Genomic DNA, 17819 nt, shown 5'->3' on the forward strand with positions numbered 1-17819 from the left:
CAAGCTTATGTTTCTCGTTTATGATTGTTATTATAAGCGCCGAAGCTTACGATACAGTGAAGAGGAAGCTTACGTTTCCGTAAGCTTCCTCTTCACCTGCTCCCTTTAATGAACACCATCTTGAATTCCGTCCCATCTCCTGGTTTACTATCCACCGTTATGATACCGTCTTGACCTTCAATTATGGACTTGGTTAAGGACAGACCGATGCCAACGCTCTGTGGCTTTGTTGTGCGTCTCCCGCTATAAAATCGTTTGAAAATATGAGGTAAGTCCTCCGGGGAAATACCCTCTCCGTTATCGTGAACGCTGAGCGTAACAAATGGTGCGTTTTCTTCCATGACGATCCTGATCTCCCCGTATTCCGGGGTATGCTCCAGCGCATTTTTAATTACATTAATAAACGCTTCTGTCAGCCACTCCGCATCCGCCCGTATGACGGTCTGCTCGCCGCCGCGGATACTGATGCTCTGCCTCTTCTGCTCGGATAACGGGCGCAACGACTGTACAGCAGCCTCAATCAGCTCTCTTAATCGAGTCTCTTCCTTGTGATACAGGATTGCACCCGCCTCGACCCGAGCCAGCTTCAATAAACTGATGATGAGCCAATCCATTCGCTCCAACTGCTGTTGGCTCCGTTCTAGAAATTTCAATTGCATGTCTTTCTTCATATGGGGATCATGCAGTAAATTCTCATTATAGATAATGAGGGATGCGATCGGTGTTTTAAGCTGATGTGAAATATCAGAGAGCAGGTTGCGCAGAAAGCTCTTCTCCTGCTTCAATTGTTCGAGGCTGTTGTGCAGCCTCTCCGCCATGGTATTGAAGCTGCGGCCTAAATATCCAAAGTCCCCCTCATCATTCTCAGGCAGCAGGTTATCGAATTGACGCTCGACAACCTCCTCCGCGGCGGCGGCGACCGTCCTGATCTTGCCGAACAATTTGCGATATTCCCAAAGCAATAACAACATAAGTGGGATACCAAATAACAATACGAGAGCCGTCGTCATCATCGGCAATGAGCGACCGGAAAGAGCGGGCTGGTCTTCAACTGACATCGCGTCGTCGTACCCATATTGTGCTAACATCCTTTTGCCTGCTATGATTTCACTTTCTTGTGGTCCCTGAGTAATGAAGCGGATGATTTCATTCTCCAGTTGCGGCTCCTTCTCCATAACGCGCCCGATCAGCGCGGCATTCTGATTCACGATGGCTTCATTGATCCGCCCGACTTGCTGGCTCATAAACATAAACACAAGTACAGCTAACACAACTTGTAGTGCAATGACTTTACCGGCGACCGACTTCCACTCTGGATTACGAACGACTTCAATCATGGCTCATCGTCCTATGACATCTGCATTCCATTTGTATCCGACCCCTCGAATGGTAGTTATATATTTCGGTACAGCTGGAACATCCTCGACCTTCTCTCTTAGCCGTCTGATGTGAACCGAAAGGGTGTTGTCATCAATAAATTCTCCTGACGCATCCCATAGACTGTGAAGCAGGCTGCTTCTGCTACAGATTTGTTTGGGGTGAGTGATTAACATTAATAACAGTCGGTATTCGAGCGCGGTCAACAGAATCTCTTGCTTGCCTTTGAACACAGTGCCTTCAAGAACCCGGACCTCAATGTCGCCTGTTGTCCACCGATTTACTTCGTCTTTGGTTTTTTGATTGCGCCTTAATACAGCCTTCATTCTAGATAGAAGCTCCTTGGTCCGAATCGGCTTGGTCATATAATCATCTGCTCCCATATCCAGACCTACGACCACATTTGCCTCCTCATCCAGCGCCGTCAAGAAAATGATAGGAACTTGGGACGATTTCCGGATTTCCCTGCAGAGGTCATACCCCGAACCATCGGGCAGATTTACATCTAGCAAAATAAGATCGAAGGCGTTTTCCTTGAATGCTGTAGCGGCTTCTGCTACGCTACCCGCAACGATAGTGGTATATCCTTCATTCGTTAACGTATATTCCATACCAAACACCAAATGCTCATCATCTTCAACAAGTAATATTCGATTCATGATGCACCTCGACTTTTCATTATTTTTACATGCATCGTGTGCTTCTATTCGTTTGCATATGTTGAATGGGGGGATTGATCGGCGATTCATCCGACATCACTATCATTATAGCGAAATTCTACTCAGATCATAGCACATAGCTCTCGTTCCGATCAGGTCGCATGCTTAATTGATATTCTACACATATACATGCAAAAAAAGCTCCTGAACCGTCACATGGACCATTCAAGAGCTCTCCTTAAATCTAATACACAAATCCACGTGTGGACCAAAGGTATGTATCCAGTTCTTTTTGAAACCAGTTGCCGTAATCTTCGATCAGGTACACCTTCCATTCCTTAAGCTTTTCAGGATGTTGCACAGCTAGATAGAGATCTTTTGGATTTGTTACATCAATGAAAAAGATTAAATCTTTTCGTGGCGGAGCATTCTCACCGGTTTGGGGGATATATGGTTTTTGAATGAGCCTCACGTAATTAAAATTCGTATCAGTTGAACCTTCTTTTGTTGCAAGGCTTTCCTTTATGAAGCTGAAGTCTTCCTCGGTTTTCATTTCAGGTTCGCCCGTAGATGTTTCAAAAAAGCCCCTATATGCTTTGGCATAAATGGTTTGTAAATTATGAATAAGCGCTTGGTTGGCTCCATCGGAGTCTCCGGGCTTTTCCTCAACAAAAATATCCCAATTTTTCTGAATAACAAGACGTTCAACAAACTGTTGCTTTTCTTTCTCTTCAATGGTGACTGTTTTGGTTTTTGAATCCCATGTCACATTTTGATCCAAGCTCTCCGCAATTACCCGCAACGGAACAAATGTTGTTCCGTTCTCAATTTTCACTTCATCAGAGCTTACTTTTTTTCCATGAACTAAAATAGTAATCCTATCGGCAGCATAAACAGCACCGGTTAAACCAAAAATCATAGCAGCAATAACCACCAGAGCACATTTCTTCGTCAAAAGTCAACCTCTCCTTATATGAGTGAATTGATTCCCATAAAAAAGTAAAATAAGAGAATTATATATACAATATCATATATGATTACAGTTCAAAAGTTTTATCTGCACAGGTCATTAGCAACACCTTGCACATTCCAGGCATGCAAAAAAGCTCTTGAACCGTCACATGGACCATTCAAGAGCTCGTTCATTTGTAAGTGGTGCGGTCGAGAGGACTCGAACCTCCACGGTATTGCTACCACTGGAACCTGAATCCAGCGCGTCTGCCAATTCCGCCACGACCGCATATAGGTGCTCTATATTGTAGAGCATTCGGCGATTGAATCGCATCACCGTAATAAAGAATATACCGCATATACGAAAAAAAAGCAAGGGTTTTTCATAAAATATTTTGGAAGAGCAAGGTTCACCCCCGTCCATCTCTCTGATGCCCGTCTCAGCCTTCGTTCAGCCGCCTTGCGATCACGTCGGCCGCATAAGCACACAGGATACCCACCGCATAACGGACAAGGTCCGCCACCAAAAAGCCATGTCCCAGCACAAGCGCGCCAAGTGTTGTCCTCCTCAGTGCCAGAATCCACTCCGCTTGATATAGCTGGCTAAACTCAATTGCATAACTGAAGCAGAAGGCGAGCATCAGGCAGGATATTGGTCGATGTCGCGGCAGCAGGCAACGGATACCATAATACACCATCGCTGCCCACAGTGCATCGCCCAGATGGCTTGCCAGCCAATCGGGCAGCAGCGCACTGAACCGCCTGGAGGCAAGACCTGCAGCCATGATGAGCAAGGTGACCACCATATAGAGAAGACGCGCTCTCCATATCCCCGGCTGCAGCTCGCCGCGCTCTGCTGCCTGACGAACCGTCATCGTACCTTCACCACGTTCCCCCTTCATCCCTTCGCCCTCTCTTCTACAGATTGCCTATGGCTTTCGGACAAGCCTGATCTGTCCACCGCGTACATTCATTATATAGCTTCGCGAGCCATTCATATAGACGCGCCCTATTCCTCGCGAAGGACTGACCCCCTGCTCCCTCTCGGACACTTTCAGGGGAAAGTCGCTATGAAGCTTCCCTGGCAGCTTGCCGGCATGAATCGTGAATCCGTCATTGTCCGGTATCGCTACCTCTACCTTGGCTCCAGTCGCAGTTATCTCCATTCGCCGAGGGGCGGTATTGGAACCAACGAGGACGCCGCGTCCTGTACAGTTGAGCTGTAGCTCCGCAAAGCTGCCCTGCAGCCTGGTGCTCGTAGAGATGGCCTGCAATCCGAGCTGTTCGCAGTCAAGACGTTCGCCTTCGATTCGTCCGCCAGTCGCGCGAATATTCAGCCGCCCGGCATGGCCAGACAGCTCTGCCCGGGTCGATCTTAGGTGCAGCTCACACTGATCGGCCTGCGATGACTCGATGCGGAGTCGGCTCCCTGTGCACTGGATCGCGAGCTCGCGGAGCTGACGGCGCGGCACATGAATCTCCAGCATCGTCGGTTGCATATGCAGTCCGACGCCCAGCAACCGCTGTCTGCCATCGATAATGGATAGACGGCTCCCGCTCGCCTCGCAACGCAGCAGCAGCCGCTCAGGGAATCCGCGCCCTGCTCGCTGCACCACCTCTAGACATGCCCCCTCTGCTGGGAGGATGGACACTTCGCCTGTCAGCCATGACAGCTCCAACTGGTCGATCTGCTCGAAGCGGCATTCCTTGCGTATCATCTGTGCAGCATCCTTCATGTGGCGTATCCCCCCATAGCTCGATGTCGCTCCAGCATGCGAGCGATCAGCGCATCGCTCATCACATCAGCCCCCATCCCCTTCATCAGCTCCTGCAGGAAGACAAGCCGCCGCTCGGTATCCTGCTCCTGTCGTTGGAACAGCACCGGATTGGCCCATATATTCATCAGCAGCATGAAGACCTCTGCACATGCTTCCGGGAATGGGCAATGCAATGAGCCGTCCCGATTCCCCTCTTCAATCAGCCCAGCGATAATCCGGGCATCCTGCATCACGCCTTGCTTCATCCCGGACACAACAAATGAAGGCTGATGAATCTGCGCGCCCAATACCGCATCCAGCGCATGCGTCTTGTCGTCGGCCAGCAGACCCTCCAGCAGCAACACCATACGTTCACGTGCTGTCGGAGCCTGAAGCTCGCGCACAAGCTGCTCCAGCAGCGCCGCCGAAGCATCAAATTGCCGCTGCATGACCGCCGCCAGCAAGTCCTCCTTCGACTTGAAGTGATGGTAGATCGCTCCCTTGGACATGCCGAGCGCGGCGATAATATCCTGTATACTCGTCTTCTCGTACCCCTTCTCCGTAAATAGCCTTGCCGACACATCCAAGATGTGCTCCAGCGTCTGCTCCGGAAACTTGTTTCGTGCCATCTCGTCACTCCCATTCATACCGACCGTTGGTATGAATAATAGTTGCATATTCCCAGCCGCTATGTCAACCCGGTGTGCGACGAGCGGTGACTGCACGCCATCTCAGGGTCTGCTCTTTCTGTCAAACAAGCCGTGATCGCCGCCATCTGGCAGCTATCACGGCTATGCCTGTCCTATCACCTGTGTTCAGCCCGGTGCATCCGCCGTATCTGGCAGATGATGACGCTGATCAGCCCCCGAGCGCCTCCTGGAGCGCTGCAGAGCGGCTCCACCACTCCTCGTTATGCTTCATCAGCAGATCACGCAGCAGTCCCTGCTCCTTATCGCCGAGGTTATCCACGAGAATGCGACGCTTGATCGCATAGTCGAGACGATTGACATGATCAGCGAGAATCTTCCAGCCGCGGCGCGCCTCGGAATCAATCCACATCTCGCATGCAGTCGCACCGGCATAGTAGGAGCCTTCTTCTGTACGATCAACAGCTACCCAGACGATCCAGCACTGCCGTCCATTCGGAACGTCCTCACGGTTGGTGCTGAACTTGATGCCGCGCTCCACCTTGCTCTTCGCATGCATCGCGCCAATATCGATGTAAGCTTCATCGCCATCTATTATAATGCAGGATACCGAATTCAGATCGATCGAGCCTGCGCCAAAGCCCTTATGCTCCTTCTTGCTGACGACATTGAGCGCCAGTGACTTCTTCTCCTTCTTCTCCGGCTGGTTGCCTTGCTCCGTCATAACAGACACACCCTTCCCCTTGCATTGTATATGCCACTGCGGTTCCTGAATGTCCAGGCCGCAGGCTGTCCTCACAATAATTCCATTTTAGCTAATATTCCGTGAAAAGCCAACATATACATGCTGTAGATGCTTGTCAACGGGAGGTAATAGACGAATGATCCCACGCCGAACCAAAGGAATAGTAGCCGCCATCCTGATGGCCATACTCATCGGAGCTTCACTCCAGCAGGGGTTTGGCGACGCCTGGCAGTCTGCCTATACGTATGCCTTCGCGCCCGCAGCCCCGCCCGCCTCAAGCCTTGCCGACAGCACCATGCTCCACCCGAAGCCTGAGCTTCTCCCGGCCGCAGCCAAGCCGGAGCCTGCCCCACCTGCCTCCCGTATGGCTGAAGCCACGGTTACCGAGCAGCCCGTGCCCCCGCCCAAGCCGGAGCCGCTGAGCACTCGCGTTGCAGAGTATCATATTAATGTGCATTTGCACAACGATGAGAAGCTGCTGCATGGGCAGCAGACCGTCACCTGGACGAATCCGGGCAAGCGGGAGGTGTCCGAGCTGTATTTCCATCTGTATCCGAATGCCTTTGAATCTCCACGAACGACCTTCATGCGCGAGTCGGGCGGCAAGCTGCGGCAGGACAAGGCAACCGCTGGCAGCTATGGCTTCATGAAGCTGGAATCGCTGACGACGACCGAGGGCGAGAGCCTGCTCCCCCGCCTTCACTATGTACAGCCCGACGATGGCAATGAGCAGGATCGTACCCTGGCGAAGCTGCGGCTGCCGGAGCCAGTGCCTCCAGGCGCCTCCATTACGCTGAGCCTTGGCTTTCAGGTGAAGCTCCCGCAGGTCTTTGCCCGTATGGGCTATGCGGGCGACTTCATTATGGCTGGTCAATGGTTCCCCAAGCTAGCCAAATTCGAGACAGCCGGTACGCGCGGACGCGCTCAAGAGGGTTGGAATATTCATCAGTATCACGGCAATTCGGAGTTTTATAGCGATTTTGGCATCTATAACGTCAAGATTAGTGTGCCTTCCGGTTATACCGTGGCCGCCACCGGATTTCCCAGTCAGCCGGCGACCGATGACGGGAAGACCAAAACCTACCAATTCTATGCAGATGATGTGCATGACTTTGCCTGGGCGGCCTCGCCGGACTTCATCTATGCCGAGGAGCCGTATTCTGCTCCGGGCGTACCTGGCGTCCGAATCAAGCTCTATCTCGACCCGCTGCACGAGAATCTCAAGGACCGCTACCTGCATGCCGCCAAGTCGGCGCTGGCCAAGTATGCCCAGTGGTATGGCGAATACCCGTACTCCACCCTGTCGATCGTCGTCCCCCCCAAGGGAGGCAACGGCGCTGGCGGTATGGAGTATCCGACGCTCGTCACCGCCTTTGAGGCCGACACCGACAACCCCGGCTATGAGCTGGAGCGGGTGATTGTTCATGAGATCGGCCATCAGTACTGGTATGGGATGGTGGCCACCAATGAATTCGAAGAGGCATGGCTGGATGAAGGCTTGACCTCCTACTCCGAGGATAAGGTCATGGAGAGTGAATATGGCGTTGCCCCACAGCATTTGGTCGAGGCCAGCTACCTGACCCATCCGGCCCCGCTCAAGCTGCTCTCATGGTCCTACCGCGATCATGAGCATTATGCGGAAAATGTATACATGCGAGCCAAGCTGGTGCTGGTCGATATAGAGAAGCAGGTTGGCGAGAAGACGATGCGCAAAATAATGCGAACCTATTTTCAAAAATACAAATTCAAGCACCCGTCTACAGCCGACTTTCAGAAAACCCTTGAACAGGTTACACGCAAGAAATGGGATGATTATTTCCGCCAATACGTCTATGGCAGCCTGACCGCAGATTTCTCGGTGGAATCGATCGAGGTACGGCCTGCCGAGCAGCAGCGCACTGACATGTATGAATCCATCGTCGTCATTCGCAAAAACGGCGGCGATTACGGAGAAATCCCTATTCTATTCCAGTTCAAGGACGGGACGGCGCTCTCGAAGGCCTGGGATGGCGCAAGTAGCCACATTCAATTCAAGCTGCTGCATACCGCGCCGCTCGCCTTCGCTGTCGTTGACCCGCAGCACACGATGGTCTTGGACAATAAGCGTATCAATAATTTCCTGAAGTCCGAGGTGCTGGAGTCTTCGAGCACCCGCTGGAATCTGGGCATCGTCAAAGTGATCGAGGGGCTGCTAGGCTCCTTGAGCTGGTGAGGTGAGAGAGATGAAACAGCATTTGCTGCAAGGCTGGAGACTGTCGCTGAAGCATTTCCCTGTCATTATTATGCTGTTCCTGTATCAGTTGCTGTGGGGCTTCTTCCTCTACCGCGCTGTACAATCTGTAGTCATCCCCCTGCTCAAGCGGTACCCGGACTCGATGTCGGACAACAGCTCCGTCCGTCTGTTTCTGCTGGAGGCGCAGTTCCAACTAACCAAGACCGAGATCATCGAGCCCTATCTATGGATGCTGGTCGGGCTGCTGGCCGCGCGTATGCTGCTCACACCATTCATTCAGGCCGGGCTCGCCTACTCGCTGCACCATACATGCGATGACCGGGGCACGCACTTTCTTCGGGGCATCCGCCGAGTCTGGAAGCCCATGATGGCGCTCTATGCCGCGGAGATGGCGTTGCTGCTTGCCCCGGTATGGTGGCTGCTGCCGGTCGCCTCCCGACTGCTGCATACGAGCGGCTCTGGCGAACAACTGCTGCTGAACGCTCTGCCCTATCTATGCGGCTGGCTCTTGTGGGGCGGGTTGCTCCATCTGCTGTTCCGCGCCGCGCAGTTCGGCATCGTCGCCCGCAGAGGCTGGAGCGCATCGATAACCTCCGCCCTGCAGTCGCTGCTGCCACTGGCAGCTATCTCGCTTGCTCTGCTGGGAGTAAGCCTGCTGCTGTCGCTGGTTGCCTCCGCTGTATCGATGATCTGGGCGGGCCTGCTCGCCTTAATCCTTCACCAGGCCTTCTATCTGATTCGGTCGCTGCTCAAGGTGTGGACGATGGCTTCCCAATATCAGGCGTGGCAGAGCCGTCAGCACAGCGAGTAACACGTTAAGAAGGACGGATGTCTAACCGATCGCAAATGAATAAGTTGGATGAAAAACGATCGTTTTTCATCCAACTTTTTTGCATTCTCCCGGAGGGTGACAGAGCAGCGCGATTCGACAAATTTCGCGCGGCGGGCGAATCAACCACGATGATGCCAAATCACTGATTGCTGGCGGCATAATACGTCAAATAGCCGCAATAAGTTGCAGGAAAAATGTGAACATTGTGTGAACAAAGCAGGAAAAGTGGCGATTGAAGCGAATACATAGCGAGTACATAAGTGCAGATGGTCCGTTCTTCATTCACATCAGTCATCTGTACCTCTGCACGCCTGGCGTGGGCGAGCCGCAGCGCAATGTTGCCTTGCAGCCCGCCCCGCCGACTAACACATTGCCGAATCCCTGATGAACCGGTCAGGGAGCGGGGGAACCACTCTGGGTGAATTGATCCCGACCAGCAAGAGAAGATAGAGCGCTGGCCTGAGGGTATCATAGGGAGCCTTCGACCGAACCCCACAGCTAACCTCGCAGGCATCGGAAGGAGTTTTTTTGTTTTGAAGAAAGCCGTTCTGTCCCTGCTAGCTCTGCTCGTCCTTATGTCCTTCTCGGCAGGCTCCGCATTTGCAAACTCCAAGATGGATGATGCGATTGACGAACTGATCGGTACACCTTACAAGTACGGCGGCACGACAACCAAAGGGTTCGACTGCTCCGGCTTTACTTCGTATGTGTTCAAACAGTTCAAGCTTGATCTGCCACGTTCCTCGTCCTCCCAAGCTCAGATCGGGAAGAAAGTGGACAAGGATGATCTGAGAGCTGGCGACCTCGTATTCTTCAACACAAGCGGAAAAGGCATTTCCCATGTAGGAATTTATGTAGGAGACGGCAAGTTCGCCCACTCCTCGTCCAGCAAAGGTGTAACCATCAGCAAGCTGAGCGAATCCTACTATGTCAAGCGTTACGTGACCGCGCGCCGCGTGATGGACACTGATACGTTTGAAAAATATGCTGACGAGCCTTCGGATGAAGTGCTTGACACCAGCGGAGATACGGACTAATTCTTTGCATTGTTTATATTGAAACCGCAGCAGCCTCAGGCTTTGCGGTTTTCTTTTTGTGTGCGAACGCACCCTATAGGCGGTTAGCTATATCGCGGCTGCCCGCTCTCACCGCGCCTGCAGCCATCAGGCACCATCTTAACCAGGAGGAGCAACGCTCATGTATGTATTTATCCACCGCAAGGATCTGCGAACCTACGATCTGCGCGCCTTCGACGCTCTTCATCGCCGCGGACTTCCCGGCATTCATCTGCTCATCCTCGACCCGCAATTGCTCACCGCCGAGCGGCTGGTGGCACATAGTGGGCAGCAGTTTCTGGAGCACGCCGTCCTGCTGGAGCATGCCTATGCCCAGGCGGGACAGACACTGCACCTACTCTGGGGACAGCCAAGCGCAGTCGCCGCTGCCGTAATGGATGCTTACCCTGTTCAAGGCCTCGTCGCACATGCTGACTATACACCCTACGCCAGGCAACGGGATGCCGCCCTGACGCAGGCGGCAACCATCCGTTCGATTCCCGCTGTTTTTCTGGATGACCTGCCGCTTGCGCCACTGTCTCAGTTGCAGGACTATGCGGGACGCAGCGAGCCATACAAGGTGTTCACTCCCTTTTACCGCAAGTGGAGCAGCTTCATGCAGCAGCATTATCCGGGGCGAGCGCGCATCACGGTGAAGCAGTTGCATACGGTTGCTGAGCTGGAGGCCAGTGTGCTGGAGGCCTTCGGCTTGCCCGCTCCCATTCAGGCTGCCTGCTCTGCAGCCAGGCAGCGCGTCATGGCAGGCGGCCGGACAGTATGCAGCGGAGCACAGGCTCTGCAGAGCTTCATCCACGAGCGGCTGCATCGCTATGACCAGAGCCGGGATGCCTTCGCCGAGCCAGGCACTAGCGGCATCTCCCGCTATGTGAACAGCGGGGCTCTCTCCGTCCGCGAGGCCTATGAGGCAGCGTCTCTGCAGCCTGGCGGAGAAGCGTGGATTCGCCAATTGGCATGGCGTGATTTTTATCTGTATCAGGCGATTCATAATGAGCGATTTTTCACAATAGAGCAGCAGTATGACTTCTCCGCACTGCAGGAGACGCACTTTGCTGCCTGGTCGCAAGGCAGGACAGGCATCCCGATCATCGATGCCGCTATGGCGCAGCTAAATCAGACGGGCGAGATGCCTAATCGTCTCCGCATGGTGACGGCGATGTTTCTGACGAAGAACCTGCTCTGTCCCTTTACACTTGGGGAACAGTATTTCCGCTTGCAGTTGTCGGATTACGACCATATCCTCAACCGCGGGGGCTGGCTGTGGAGCTCCTCCCTTGGCTACGATGCGGCTCCCTACTTCCGCATTATGAACCCAAGCTCTCAATCTGCCGCCCATGACCCGCATGGCCACTACATCCGCCGCTGGCTGCCCGAGCTTGGCCACTTGTCTGACCGTGAGATTCATCTTCCCAGGCCCGATGCAATCGTTGACTTGAAGGCATCTCGGGCGCGCGCCATGGAGGTATACCGCTTCATGCTTCAGTAGCTTGGCGCCTCTCGAAGATGGATGGAACGCCTCCTTCCTTATTTTGAATTTGCTGCCTGTTAGCCTATAATCAGTACAGGGGCAAGCGGCATTGCCAGAGGTACGCTCCATTTCATTCTTCATAATTGAACCGAGAAGACGAATACATCGTCTATAGATAGAGGTGGCCGTGTTGAGTTCCGATACCCAATTTGATTACTTAAAAGCGCTGAACGATAGTGAAGACAAGACCGAGATTCTTAACGAGCTGATGACCGCCTACGGCAAGGATGTCTGGAACTACGCCTACAGCATGACCCGCAAATGGGAGGTTGCCGACGATATTACACAGGAGGTATTTATCAAGGTATTCAAAAACCTCTTCACCTTCCGCAGCGAGGCCTCCATCAAAACATGGCTGCTTACGATTACCCGCAATACGGTGCTGGACTATAAGCGCTCTGCCTACTTCCGCAGAATTACGCTCGTGGATTACTTCGCAAGCGATTCGAAGACCGGATTGTCCGCCGAGCAGGAAGCGCTGCAGACCGAGGCCACCAGCGAGATGTGGGATATGGTGCTGCAGCTTCCGCCCAAAAACCGCGAGGCCATGATCCTGTATGCGCACAACCAACTGTCTCTCAAGGAGATTGCCGAGGTGCTTCAGGTCAGCGAGGGCACGGTCAAGTCCAGATTACATCATGCACGCACGAAACTATCCCAAATAAAGGAGCGACACCATCATGCATCCGAGCGATAAAGATAAGCTTAAACCGCTTGAAGCCCCTCCTTTGAAGCATCGTGGTTTTGATAAAGCTCTACAGGAAACCATATTGCGACGCGTCAGCGAACTGGAGGAGCAGCAGCCGCGGCGCTCGCGCACCTGGCTGCGCGCACCGCTTCTGGGCGGAGTGGCCGCTGTGGCGCTCGTGTTGCTCCTGGTGCTGACGAATGGGCTGCCTGACGCTGGGTCTGGCCAACCGGGCTCCCCCCTGGCGGAGCAGCCGAAGCTGGGGAACGCTGCGCGAGTCACCCCTGATGGCAGCGTGCCTGACCAGCAGCCGGTCTTCAAGTCAGCGCTGCTGATCGGCCTGCGGTCTGACCACACTGGAGATAGCGATCATTACCCGTATAGCGAGTACCGCACCGTACTCGTTGCGCCTGACAACGGGGAGCTGAAGGAAATCTCCAGCAGTGAGGGAATATTGATGCCGTACAAGATGGGCTTCTGGGAGATTGACACCGAGAAGAAGTCGCATGGCGGCAAGGAGGTTCAGATTCTATCCGCTGCCCCGGCAGGTAAGCAGTCCTCAGAGTCGAAGCGCCTGGAGCAGAGTCCAGGCGATGTCAAGAGCAAGCTGACCTCCAATATCGCTCAACTGGACACGCTCACGATGGAGAGACTCTCATTTGCGGGCAACCGGTATGTGGCTGTAGAACAGCAGGTGGAGAGCCGATCTGGAGGAGCTGGCGCGCGCTCCTACGTCTGGATCAAAAATATCGAACAGCTCGCAGTAAACCGCACGCTGGCCTTCGCCGCAGCCTCCGAGCTGAATATTCCGCTGACCGACTTCTTCTCCGCGGACCGGATCATAGGTCTCAGCCCCCGCCAGTGGACGCTGGTGCGGAAGCCGGGACGCTGGACAGCACAAGCGCTAGTCGAGGGAACGAATGAAATGCAACTGCGGGAGCTATCTGCCGCTCCGCCAGAGAAGGTCGCATCCTTCGACCGGCTGAGCGCCCCGTGGGAGGAAATCTGGGAACGTGTGCCCAAGGCTACCGATGCTTATTCCTCCCCCGCAGGTGAGACCGTGGCTGTCGTAACCAACGATGCGGTCGCCTTCTATCTCAATGGCTGGGCGCTTGCCGATAAGCCGGCGCTTACCCTGAAGCTCAAGGATAACGAATCGATCATCATGATGCAGTGGGCCACCGGCAGCTATGTTGAGCGCTGGAAGAACGAAGCGGGCCAGCTACTGTCCGCTTCCCCATAAGCTGCGCGAGGATGCCGCCTCCCGAAATAACCGAAGAACAGACTGGTGCCGGAAACCATCCGGCTCCGTCTGTTTTTTCATGTTGGCCGCTGATGACGCTTCAAGCTGCATCGGTGAAGCTCCAGGATGATGCCGCCGTGCCACATTATTTATTGTCCAATCTGTTTAATACTCCGTTAATTGTAAATTATAGTAAGAATGAAACGATTAATGGAGGGATCTGCATGTCATTGTTGGAGCCGTACTGGCGGGAGACGGAGAGTCTGCCCGCATTCGAAGCGCTGCGGAAGGATGAGAAGGCGGATGTCGTCATCGTCGGCGGGGGCATCACTGGAATCACAACGGCTTACCTGCTCGTTCAGGAAGGGTTGAAGGTCGCCTTAATCGAAGCCGACCGGTTGTTGAATGGCACGACAGGACATACGACAGCCAAAATAACCGCCCAGCATCACCTCATTTACGATGAATTCATCCAGCACTTTGGACAGACGACGGCTAGACTCTACTATGAAGCGAATGCTGAAGCGATGGGGCATATACGTGATATGATCGGGAAGCACCGGATCGAGTGCGATTACAGCGAGCAGGATGCCTATCTGTATGCAACGACAGAACAGTCGGCCCGCAAGATGGAGAAGGAATATCGAGCGTATACCACCCTGAGCATCGCCGGTGAGCTGGTGGATCGCATTCCATTCCCGATCGGCATCACCAGCGCACTCCGCATGACAGGGCAAGCGCAATTCCATCCATTGAAATATCTGGCTCACCTGGTTGATGCTCTGCGGAAGGCGGGGGCGCACATCTATGAGCATACGGTTGCCGTCAACGTCCAGGAGGACGGAGGCGAGACGGCAGTGCTGACACGGGATGGGCATAAAATAACCGCAAAACGTGTAATCGCCTGCTCGCATTTTCCTTTTTACGAGGGGATGGGCTTGTATTCTGCCCGCATGTACGCTAGCCGTTCCTATGTGCTTGCCTGCAAGACCACAACGCAATTCCCAGGGGGAATGTACCTATGCGTAGATCAGCCCAGTCGGTCATTGCGGTCGGTCTCGGCAGATGGGGAAAGCCTCGTGCTTATTGGCGGAGACGACCACAAGGCGGGACAAGGCAAGGATACCCGTGAGCATTACAAGGCGCTAGAGGCGTTCGGCGAGGAAGTGCTGGGACTGGATCGCATCGAGTATCAATGGTCGACCCAGGACTTGATTACATTGGACAAGATGCCTTATGTGGGAGCGATTACCGCCTCCCGTCCCGACATTCTGATTGCAACAGGATACCGAAAATGGGGAATGACCAATGGCACAGCCGCCGCGCATGTGCTGAAGGACATCGTCCTCGGCAAGGATAATCCGTATATCGCGATGTATTCGCCGTCCCGCTTCTATGCAGATCCCAGTCTGAAGCGGTTTTTCGTCGAGAATTTCAATGTGCTCAAGCATCTGGTCAAAGGCAAGCTGGAGATGCCGGATACGAGCATTGGCGCCCTGTCCAACGATCAAGGCGCTGTTATCACCCTGAATGGTGAACGCAAAGGGGCATACAGAGACCCGCAAGGCCAGCTCCACATCGTCGACACGACCTGTACTCATGTCGGTTGCGAGGTGAACTGGAATGCCGGTGACCGCACGTGGGATTGTCCCTGCCACGGCTCCAGATTTTCGTATACGGGGGAGGTCATTGAAGGCCCTGCCGAGAAGCCGCTGCAGCGCGTGCATCATGATATGCTGGATAGCCTGATGGGAGAGAATTCGGGGTACTAGCTGCTGCGTGATGCTACAGGGGAGCCTCAGCTAGGGTTCACTAGGCAAGGTCTGAGAGGCTGGCTCTCCCCTGAGCCCTAGCCGTCAGGCGAGCGCGAAAACCTGCCATGATCCGACATCTATTTACAAAATTTGCACACTCTCGTATAATCTATGTATTGCTGACTAGGTGCCTACCTGGATCGTTCGCAAGAACCAGACATTCAGCCAGAACGGCAAGGAGACGGGGTCAGCAGAGACAGGAGCGGACAGGCTCAGGTCGACGTACCGTTGGGCATATAGAGAACATATCTTGAACTGAAAAGGGCAAGCATGTCGAAAGGCATGTACGCAAAGCCATGGGCCTAAGGGGAATGCTGCTACGGTCGCCAGGCTGCCGAGTGCGAGATTGACGCATAGCTATCCTTTTCCGGGTGGCTTTTTTGCATGTCTGTCCTTTCCTCGGGGTTCATCGAAGGAGTGGAGAAAATGAAAGTTAACACCGCAACATTCAGCAAGTTCAAGCTTCCCCGCGTTTCCCTCATGTTCAGTGGCGGCATCGTCAAGCAATTGATTGTCGTCGTGAGCATCATCACCGTGGTCAACATCGCATCCGGCATCACCATCACTACGCTCAATCGGGTGGTTTCAGACGATATTGAGGTAACCAACCTGCTGGCGGAGCGGGAGGGCGGCTATCGCGAGATTAGCAACAGCATGCTCCAGACGATGCTGTATATGGTGTCTCTGATTCACGGCACCGGTTCCGGCCCCGAATCGGACAACTCCCGCGAAGCCTACATACAACAGACGCTTGAGGCGATTCCCAAGAAGCTGGATAATCTAGCGCAGGACTTCCAGGCGCTGGACGAGCAGTTCATCGCTGAAGACGGGATGCATAAATACTCTGGGCAGATCAACGTCATTCAGATGGCTTACAATAATCTGGTCAGCATTCATGAGAAGATCGACACCAATATGAGTGAATTCGATAAGCGTGATCTGCTGCAGAGTCTGCTGCAAACCTATACCGTGATGCTGCAGTATTCTACAGAAAAGCTGGACGAGCGCTTCACGAATGATATAGCCGTTACGAAGCAGGCGCTGTCCGACCGGGTGGACATGACGACTGTCGTCATCATTGTCAACATTATTGTCCTTGCCATCCTGCCTTTCCTGATGTCATACCGGGTGGCTATGAACATCCGGCGCGGCCTGCGCAGCATCACGCGGCGAATCAATGCTTACAAGGACAACGACTTCACCTATGCCGACAGCTATTCCCGGAACAATGAATTTGGCGCCATCGACCAGATGCTGCAGGAGATGGGGAATAATCTGCGCCAGACGGTCCGGTCTACTCATCATGTCAGTCAGGAGGTGCTGCGTATCTCGGAAGCGATGGATGGGCAATCGAAGCAGAACAAGAATATGTCCGAGGAGGTCAAGGACGGGGTCGACCACAGCCAGACGCTGCTTCAATCCCAGCATGACGAGACAGCCTCCATCTCCTCCATTACGGAGCAGGTGTCCGCAAGCTCTCAGCAGATCGACGCCTCCAGCCAACAGATTAACGAGGATATGCAGCAGATGCGCCAATCGGCGCAGACCGGCCTGCAGCGGATGAATACGGTGATGACACAGGTACATGAGACGATCGAGCAGTTTGCCTCTCTGATCGCCTCCTTCCGCACGACACAGGAACGGTATGGGCAAATTAGCAGCTTCCTGACCGGCATACAGGATATTAACCAGCAAACCAATCTCCTCTCGCTCAACGCTTCGATTGAGTCGGCGCGAGCTGGCGAGCACGGGCGCGGCTTTGCAGTCGTCGCCGAGGAGATTCGCAAGCTGTCTACCCAGACGGACGAGATTGCTCGCAATATATCCGCCGAGCTGCATCTGACCCGGCAGGATTTGGAGCAAAGCGCCCAGCGGATGTCCGCCTTCAACGCAGTCATTTTGCAGACGAGGGAGGCTGGCGAGCACGCTAGCTCAACCTTTGAGCAGTTAGAGGCGCAGTCGGGGATTCTGTCCGAACAGATGACAGACATCTCTGCTGCCATCGGAGAGATTAGCCGCGGCATGAACCTGATCGTCCAATCCGTAGATAATCTGGTATCGACTTCTACAGATGTGAATGGGAAGATGAACACCATGAGTGAGCTCGCCAGCCGACAATTGCACGCATCCAATGAGCTGAGCGAGCTGTCTCAGAATTTGAAGCAGAGCTCCTCGCTCCTGCAGGAGCAGACTTCGTTATTTAAAGTTTAGGCTTTTTAATGTGGAACTTTATGCTCGTTCAAACGTACTACGTATAAGTTAATTTGGAGAG

16 protein-coding genes, 1 tRNA gene and 2 riboswitches are annotated in these 17819 nt (G+C 53.7%); of the genes, 9 read left to right on the forward strand and 8 right to left on the reverse strand.

All coding sequences use genetic code 11. The features are described from left to right. Positions 1–92: 92 nt before the first annotated feature. From ACY1JZ_RS19540 to ACY1JZ_RS19575, 8 genes are all read right to left on the reverse strand, one after another. Positions 93–1337 (reverse strand): sensor histidine kinase, encoded by a 1245-nt coding sequence (locus tag ACY1JZ_RS19540; protein ID WP_462630598.1) that lies wholly within the window; start codon positions 1335–1337, stop codon positions 93–95. Positions 1338–1340: 3 nt separating this feature from the next. Further along, positions 1341–2036 (reverse strand): response regulator transcription factor, encoded by a 696-nt coding sequence (locus ACY1JZ_RS19545; protein WP_462630600.1) that lies wholly within the window; start codon positions 2034–2036, stop codon positions 1341–1343. A gap of 244 nt (positions 2037–2280) precedes the next feature. After that, on the reverse strand, positions 2281–2991 hold the full coding sequence (locus ACY1JZ_RS19550) for a stalk domain-containing protein (RefSeq protein WP_462630602.1): 711 nt from the start codon (positions 2989–2991) through the stop codon (positions 2281–2283). 198 nt (positions 2992–3189) lie between these two features. Beyond that, a tRNA-Leu gene (locus ACY1JZ_RS19555) sits at positions 3190–3276 on the reverse strand. 151 nt (positions 3277–3427) lie between these two features. Next, positions 3428–3889: a ribosomal maturation YjgA family protein gene (locus ACY1JZ_RS19560; RefSeq protein WP_462630604.1), complete on the reverse strand. Its 462-nt coding sequence runs from the start codon at positions 3887–3889 to the stop codon at positions 3428–3430. Positions 3890–3916: 27 nt separating this feature from the next. Further along, the gene (locus ACY1JZ_RS19565; protein ID WP_462630606.1) at positions 3917–4723 is read right to left on the reverse strand and encodes a DUF4097 family beta strand repeat-containing protein; all 807 of its coding nucleotides are present in this window, start codon (positions 4721–4723) and stop codon (positions 3917–3919) included. Then, on the reverse strand, positions 4720–5373 hold the full coding sequence (locus ACY1JZ_RS19570) for a TetR/AcrR family transcriptional regulator (RefSeq protein ID WP_462630608.1): 654 nt from the start codon (positions 5371–5373) through the stop codon (positions 4720–4722). The genes ACY1JZ_RS19565 and ACY1JZ_RS19570 overlap by 4 nt, the downstream gene beginning before the upstream one ends. Positions 5374–5602: 229 nt before the next feature. Further along, the gene (locus tag ACY1JZ_RS19575) at positions 5603–6115 is read right to left on the reverse strand and encodes a YwhD family protein (RefSeq protein ID WP_462630610.1); all 513 of its coding nucleotides are present in this window, start codon (positions 6113–6115) and stop codon (positions 5603–5605) included. Between the two features lie 157 nt (positions 6116–6272). Between ACY1JZ_RS19575 and ACY1JZ_RS19580 the strand changes: the two genes are divergently transcribed. The 9 genes from ACY1JZ_RS19580 (at position 6273) to ACY1JZ_RS19620 (ending at position 17758) form a co-directional block, all read left to right on the forward strand. Beyond that, positions 6273–8348, forward strand: a complete 2076-nt coding sequence (locus ACY1JZ_RS19580; RefSeq protein ID WP_462630612.1) for a M1 family metallopeptidase — start codon at positions 6273–6275, stop codon at positions 8346–8348. Between the two features lie 10 nt (positions 8349–8358). Beyond that, complete coding sequence (locus tag ACY1JZ_RS19585; protein ID WP_462630614.1) at positions 8359–9180, forward strand: hypothetical protein; 822 nt, start codon at positions 8359–8361, stop codon at positions 9178–9180. Positions 9181–9433: 253 nt separating this feature from the next. Further along, on the forward strand, positions 9434–9586 hold the full coding sequence (locus tag ACY1JZ_RS19590) for a hypothetical protein (protein ID WP_462630616.1): 153 nt from the start codon (positions 9434–9436) through the stop codon (positions 9584–9586). Then, a riboswitch (cyclic di-AMP (ydaO/yuaA leader) is annotated at positions 9563–9729 on the forward strand. (Overlaps the previous gene by 24 nt.) A 5-nt stretch (positions 9730–9734) precedes the next feature. Then, positions 9735–10238 carry a C40 family peptidase gene (locus ACY1JZ_RS19595; RefSeq protein WP_270167352.1) on the forward strand — a complete coding sequence of 168 codons (504 nt, stop codon included), beginning with the start codon at positions 9735–9737 and terminating at the stop codon, positions 10236–10238. A 160-nt stretch (positions 10239–10398) separates the two neighbouring features. Then, on the forward strand, positions 10399–11760 hold the full coding sequence (locus ACY1JZ_RS19600; protein WP_462630618.1) for a cryptochrome/photolyase family protein: 1362 nt from the start codon (positions 10399–10401) through the stop codon (positions 11758–11760). A gap of 172 nt (positions 11761–11932) precedes the next feature. Further along, on the forward strand, positions 11933–12499 hold the full coding sequence (locus ACY1JZ_RS19605; RefSeq protein ID WP_270167350.1) for an RNA polymerase sigma factor: 567 nt from the start codon (positions 11933–11935) through the stop codon (positions 12497–12499). Positions 12500–12572: 73 nt separating this feature from the next. Continuing rightward, on the forward strand, positions 12573–13733 hold the full coding sequence (locus ACY1JZ_RS19610) for a hypothetical protein (RefSeq protein ID WP_462630619.1): 1161 nt from the start codon (positions 12573–12575) through the stop codon (positions 13731–13733). Positions 13734–13957: 224 nt separating this feature from the next. Next, positions 13958–15505 (forward strand): FAD-dependent oxidoreductase, encoded by a 1548-nt coding sequence (locus ACY1JZ_RS19615; RefSeq protein ID WP_462630620.1) that lies wholly within the window; start codon positions 13958–13960, stop codon positions 15503–15505. Positions 15506–15800: 295 nt separating this feature from the next. Beyond that, positions 15801–15886, forward strand: a riboswitch (cyclic di-GMP riboswitch). A gap of 87 nt (positions 15887–15973) precedes the next feature. Then, positions 15974–17758 carry a methyl-accepting chemotaxis protein gene (locus tag ACY1JZ_RS19620; protein WP_462630621.1) on the forward strand — a complete coding sequence of 595 codons (1785 nt, stop codon included), beginning with the start codon at positions 15974–15976 and terminating at the stop codon, positions 17756–17758. Positions 17759–17819: the final 61 nt, after the last annotated feature.

Source organism: Paenibacillus sp. J5 (assembly GCF_054955055.1).

What these genes read in the sequence shown, in the direction of transcription:
- ACY1JZ_RS19540 (WP_462630598.1), bottom strand. Translation starts at nt 1,337, where the DNA reads ATGATTGAAGTCGTTCGTAATCCAGAGTGGAAGTCGGTCGCCGGTAAA.
- ACY1JZ_RS19545 (WP_462630600.1), bottom strand. Translation starts at nt 2,036, where the DNA reads ATGAATCGAATATTACTTGTTGAAGATGATGAGCATTTGGTGTTTGGT.
- ACY1JZ_RS19560 (WP_462630604.1), bottom strand. Translation starts at nt 3,889, where the DNA reads ATGAAGGGGGAACGTGGTGAAGGTACGATGACGGTTCGTCAGGCAGCA.
- ACY1JZ_RS19565 (WP_462630606.1), bottom strand. Translation starts at nt 4,723, where the DNA reads ATGAAGGATGCTGCACAGATGATACGCAAGGAATGCCGCTTCGAGCAG.
- ACY1JZ_RS19570 (WP_462630608.1), bottom strand. Translation starts at nt 5,373, where the DNA reads ATGGCACGAAACAAGTTTCCGGAGCAGACGCTGGAGCACATCTTGGAT.
- ACY1JZ_RS19575 (WP_462630610.1), bottom strand. Translation starts at nt 6,115, where the DNA reads ATGACGGAGCAAGGCAACCAGCCGGAGAAGAAGGAGAAGAAGTCACTG.
- ACY1JZ_RS19580 (WP_462630612.1), top strand. Translation starts at nt 6,273, where the DNA reads ATGATCCCACGCCGAACCAAAGGAATAGTAGCCGCCATCCTGATGGCC.
- ACY1JZ_RS19585 (WP_462630614.1), top strand. Translation starts at nt 8,359, where the DNA reads ATGAAACAGCATTTGCTGCAAGGCTGGAGACTGTCGCTGAAGCATTTC.
- ACY1JZ_RS19600 (WP_462630618.1), top strand. Translation starts at nt 10,399, where the DNA reads ATGTATGTATTTATCCACCGCAAGGATCTGCGAACCTACGATCTGCGC.
- ACY1JZ_RS19615 (WP_462630620.1), top strand. Translation starts at nt 13,958, where the DNA reads ATGTCATTGTTGGAGCCGTACTGGCGGGAGACGGAGAGTCTGCCCGCA.
- ACY1JZ_RS19620 (WP_462630621.1), top strand. Translation starts at nt 15,974, where the DNA reads ATGAAAGTTAACACCGCAACATTCAGCAAGTTCAAGCTTCCCCGCGTT.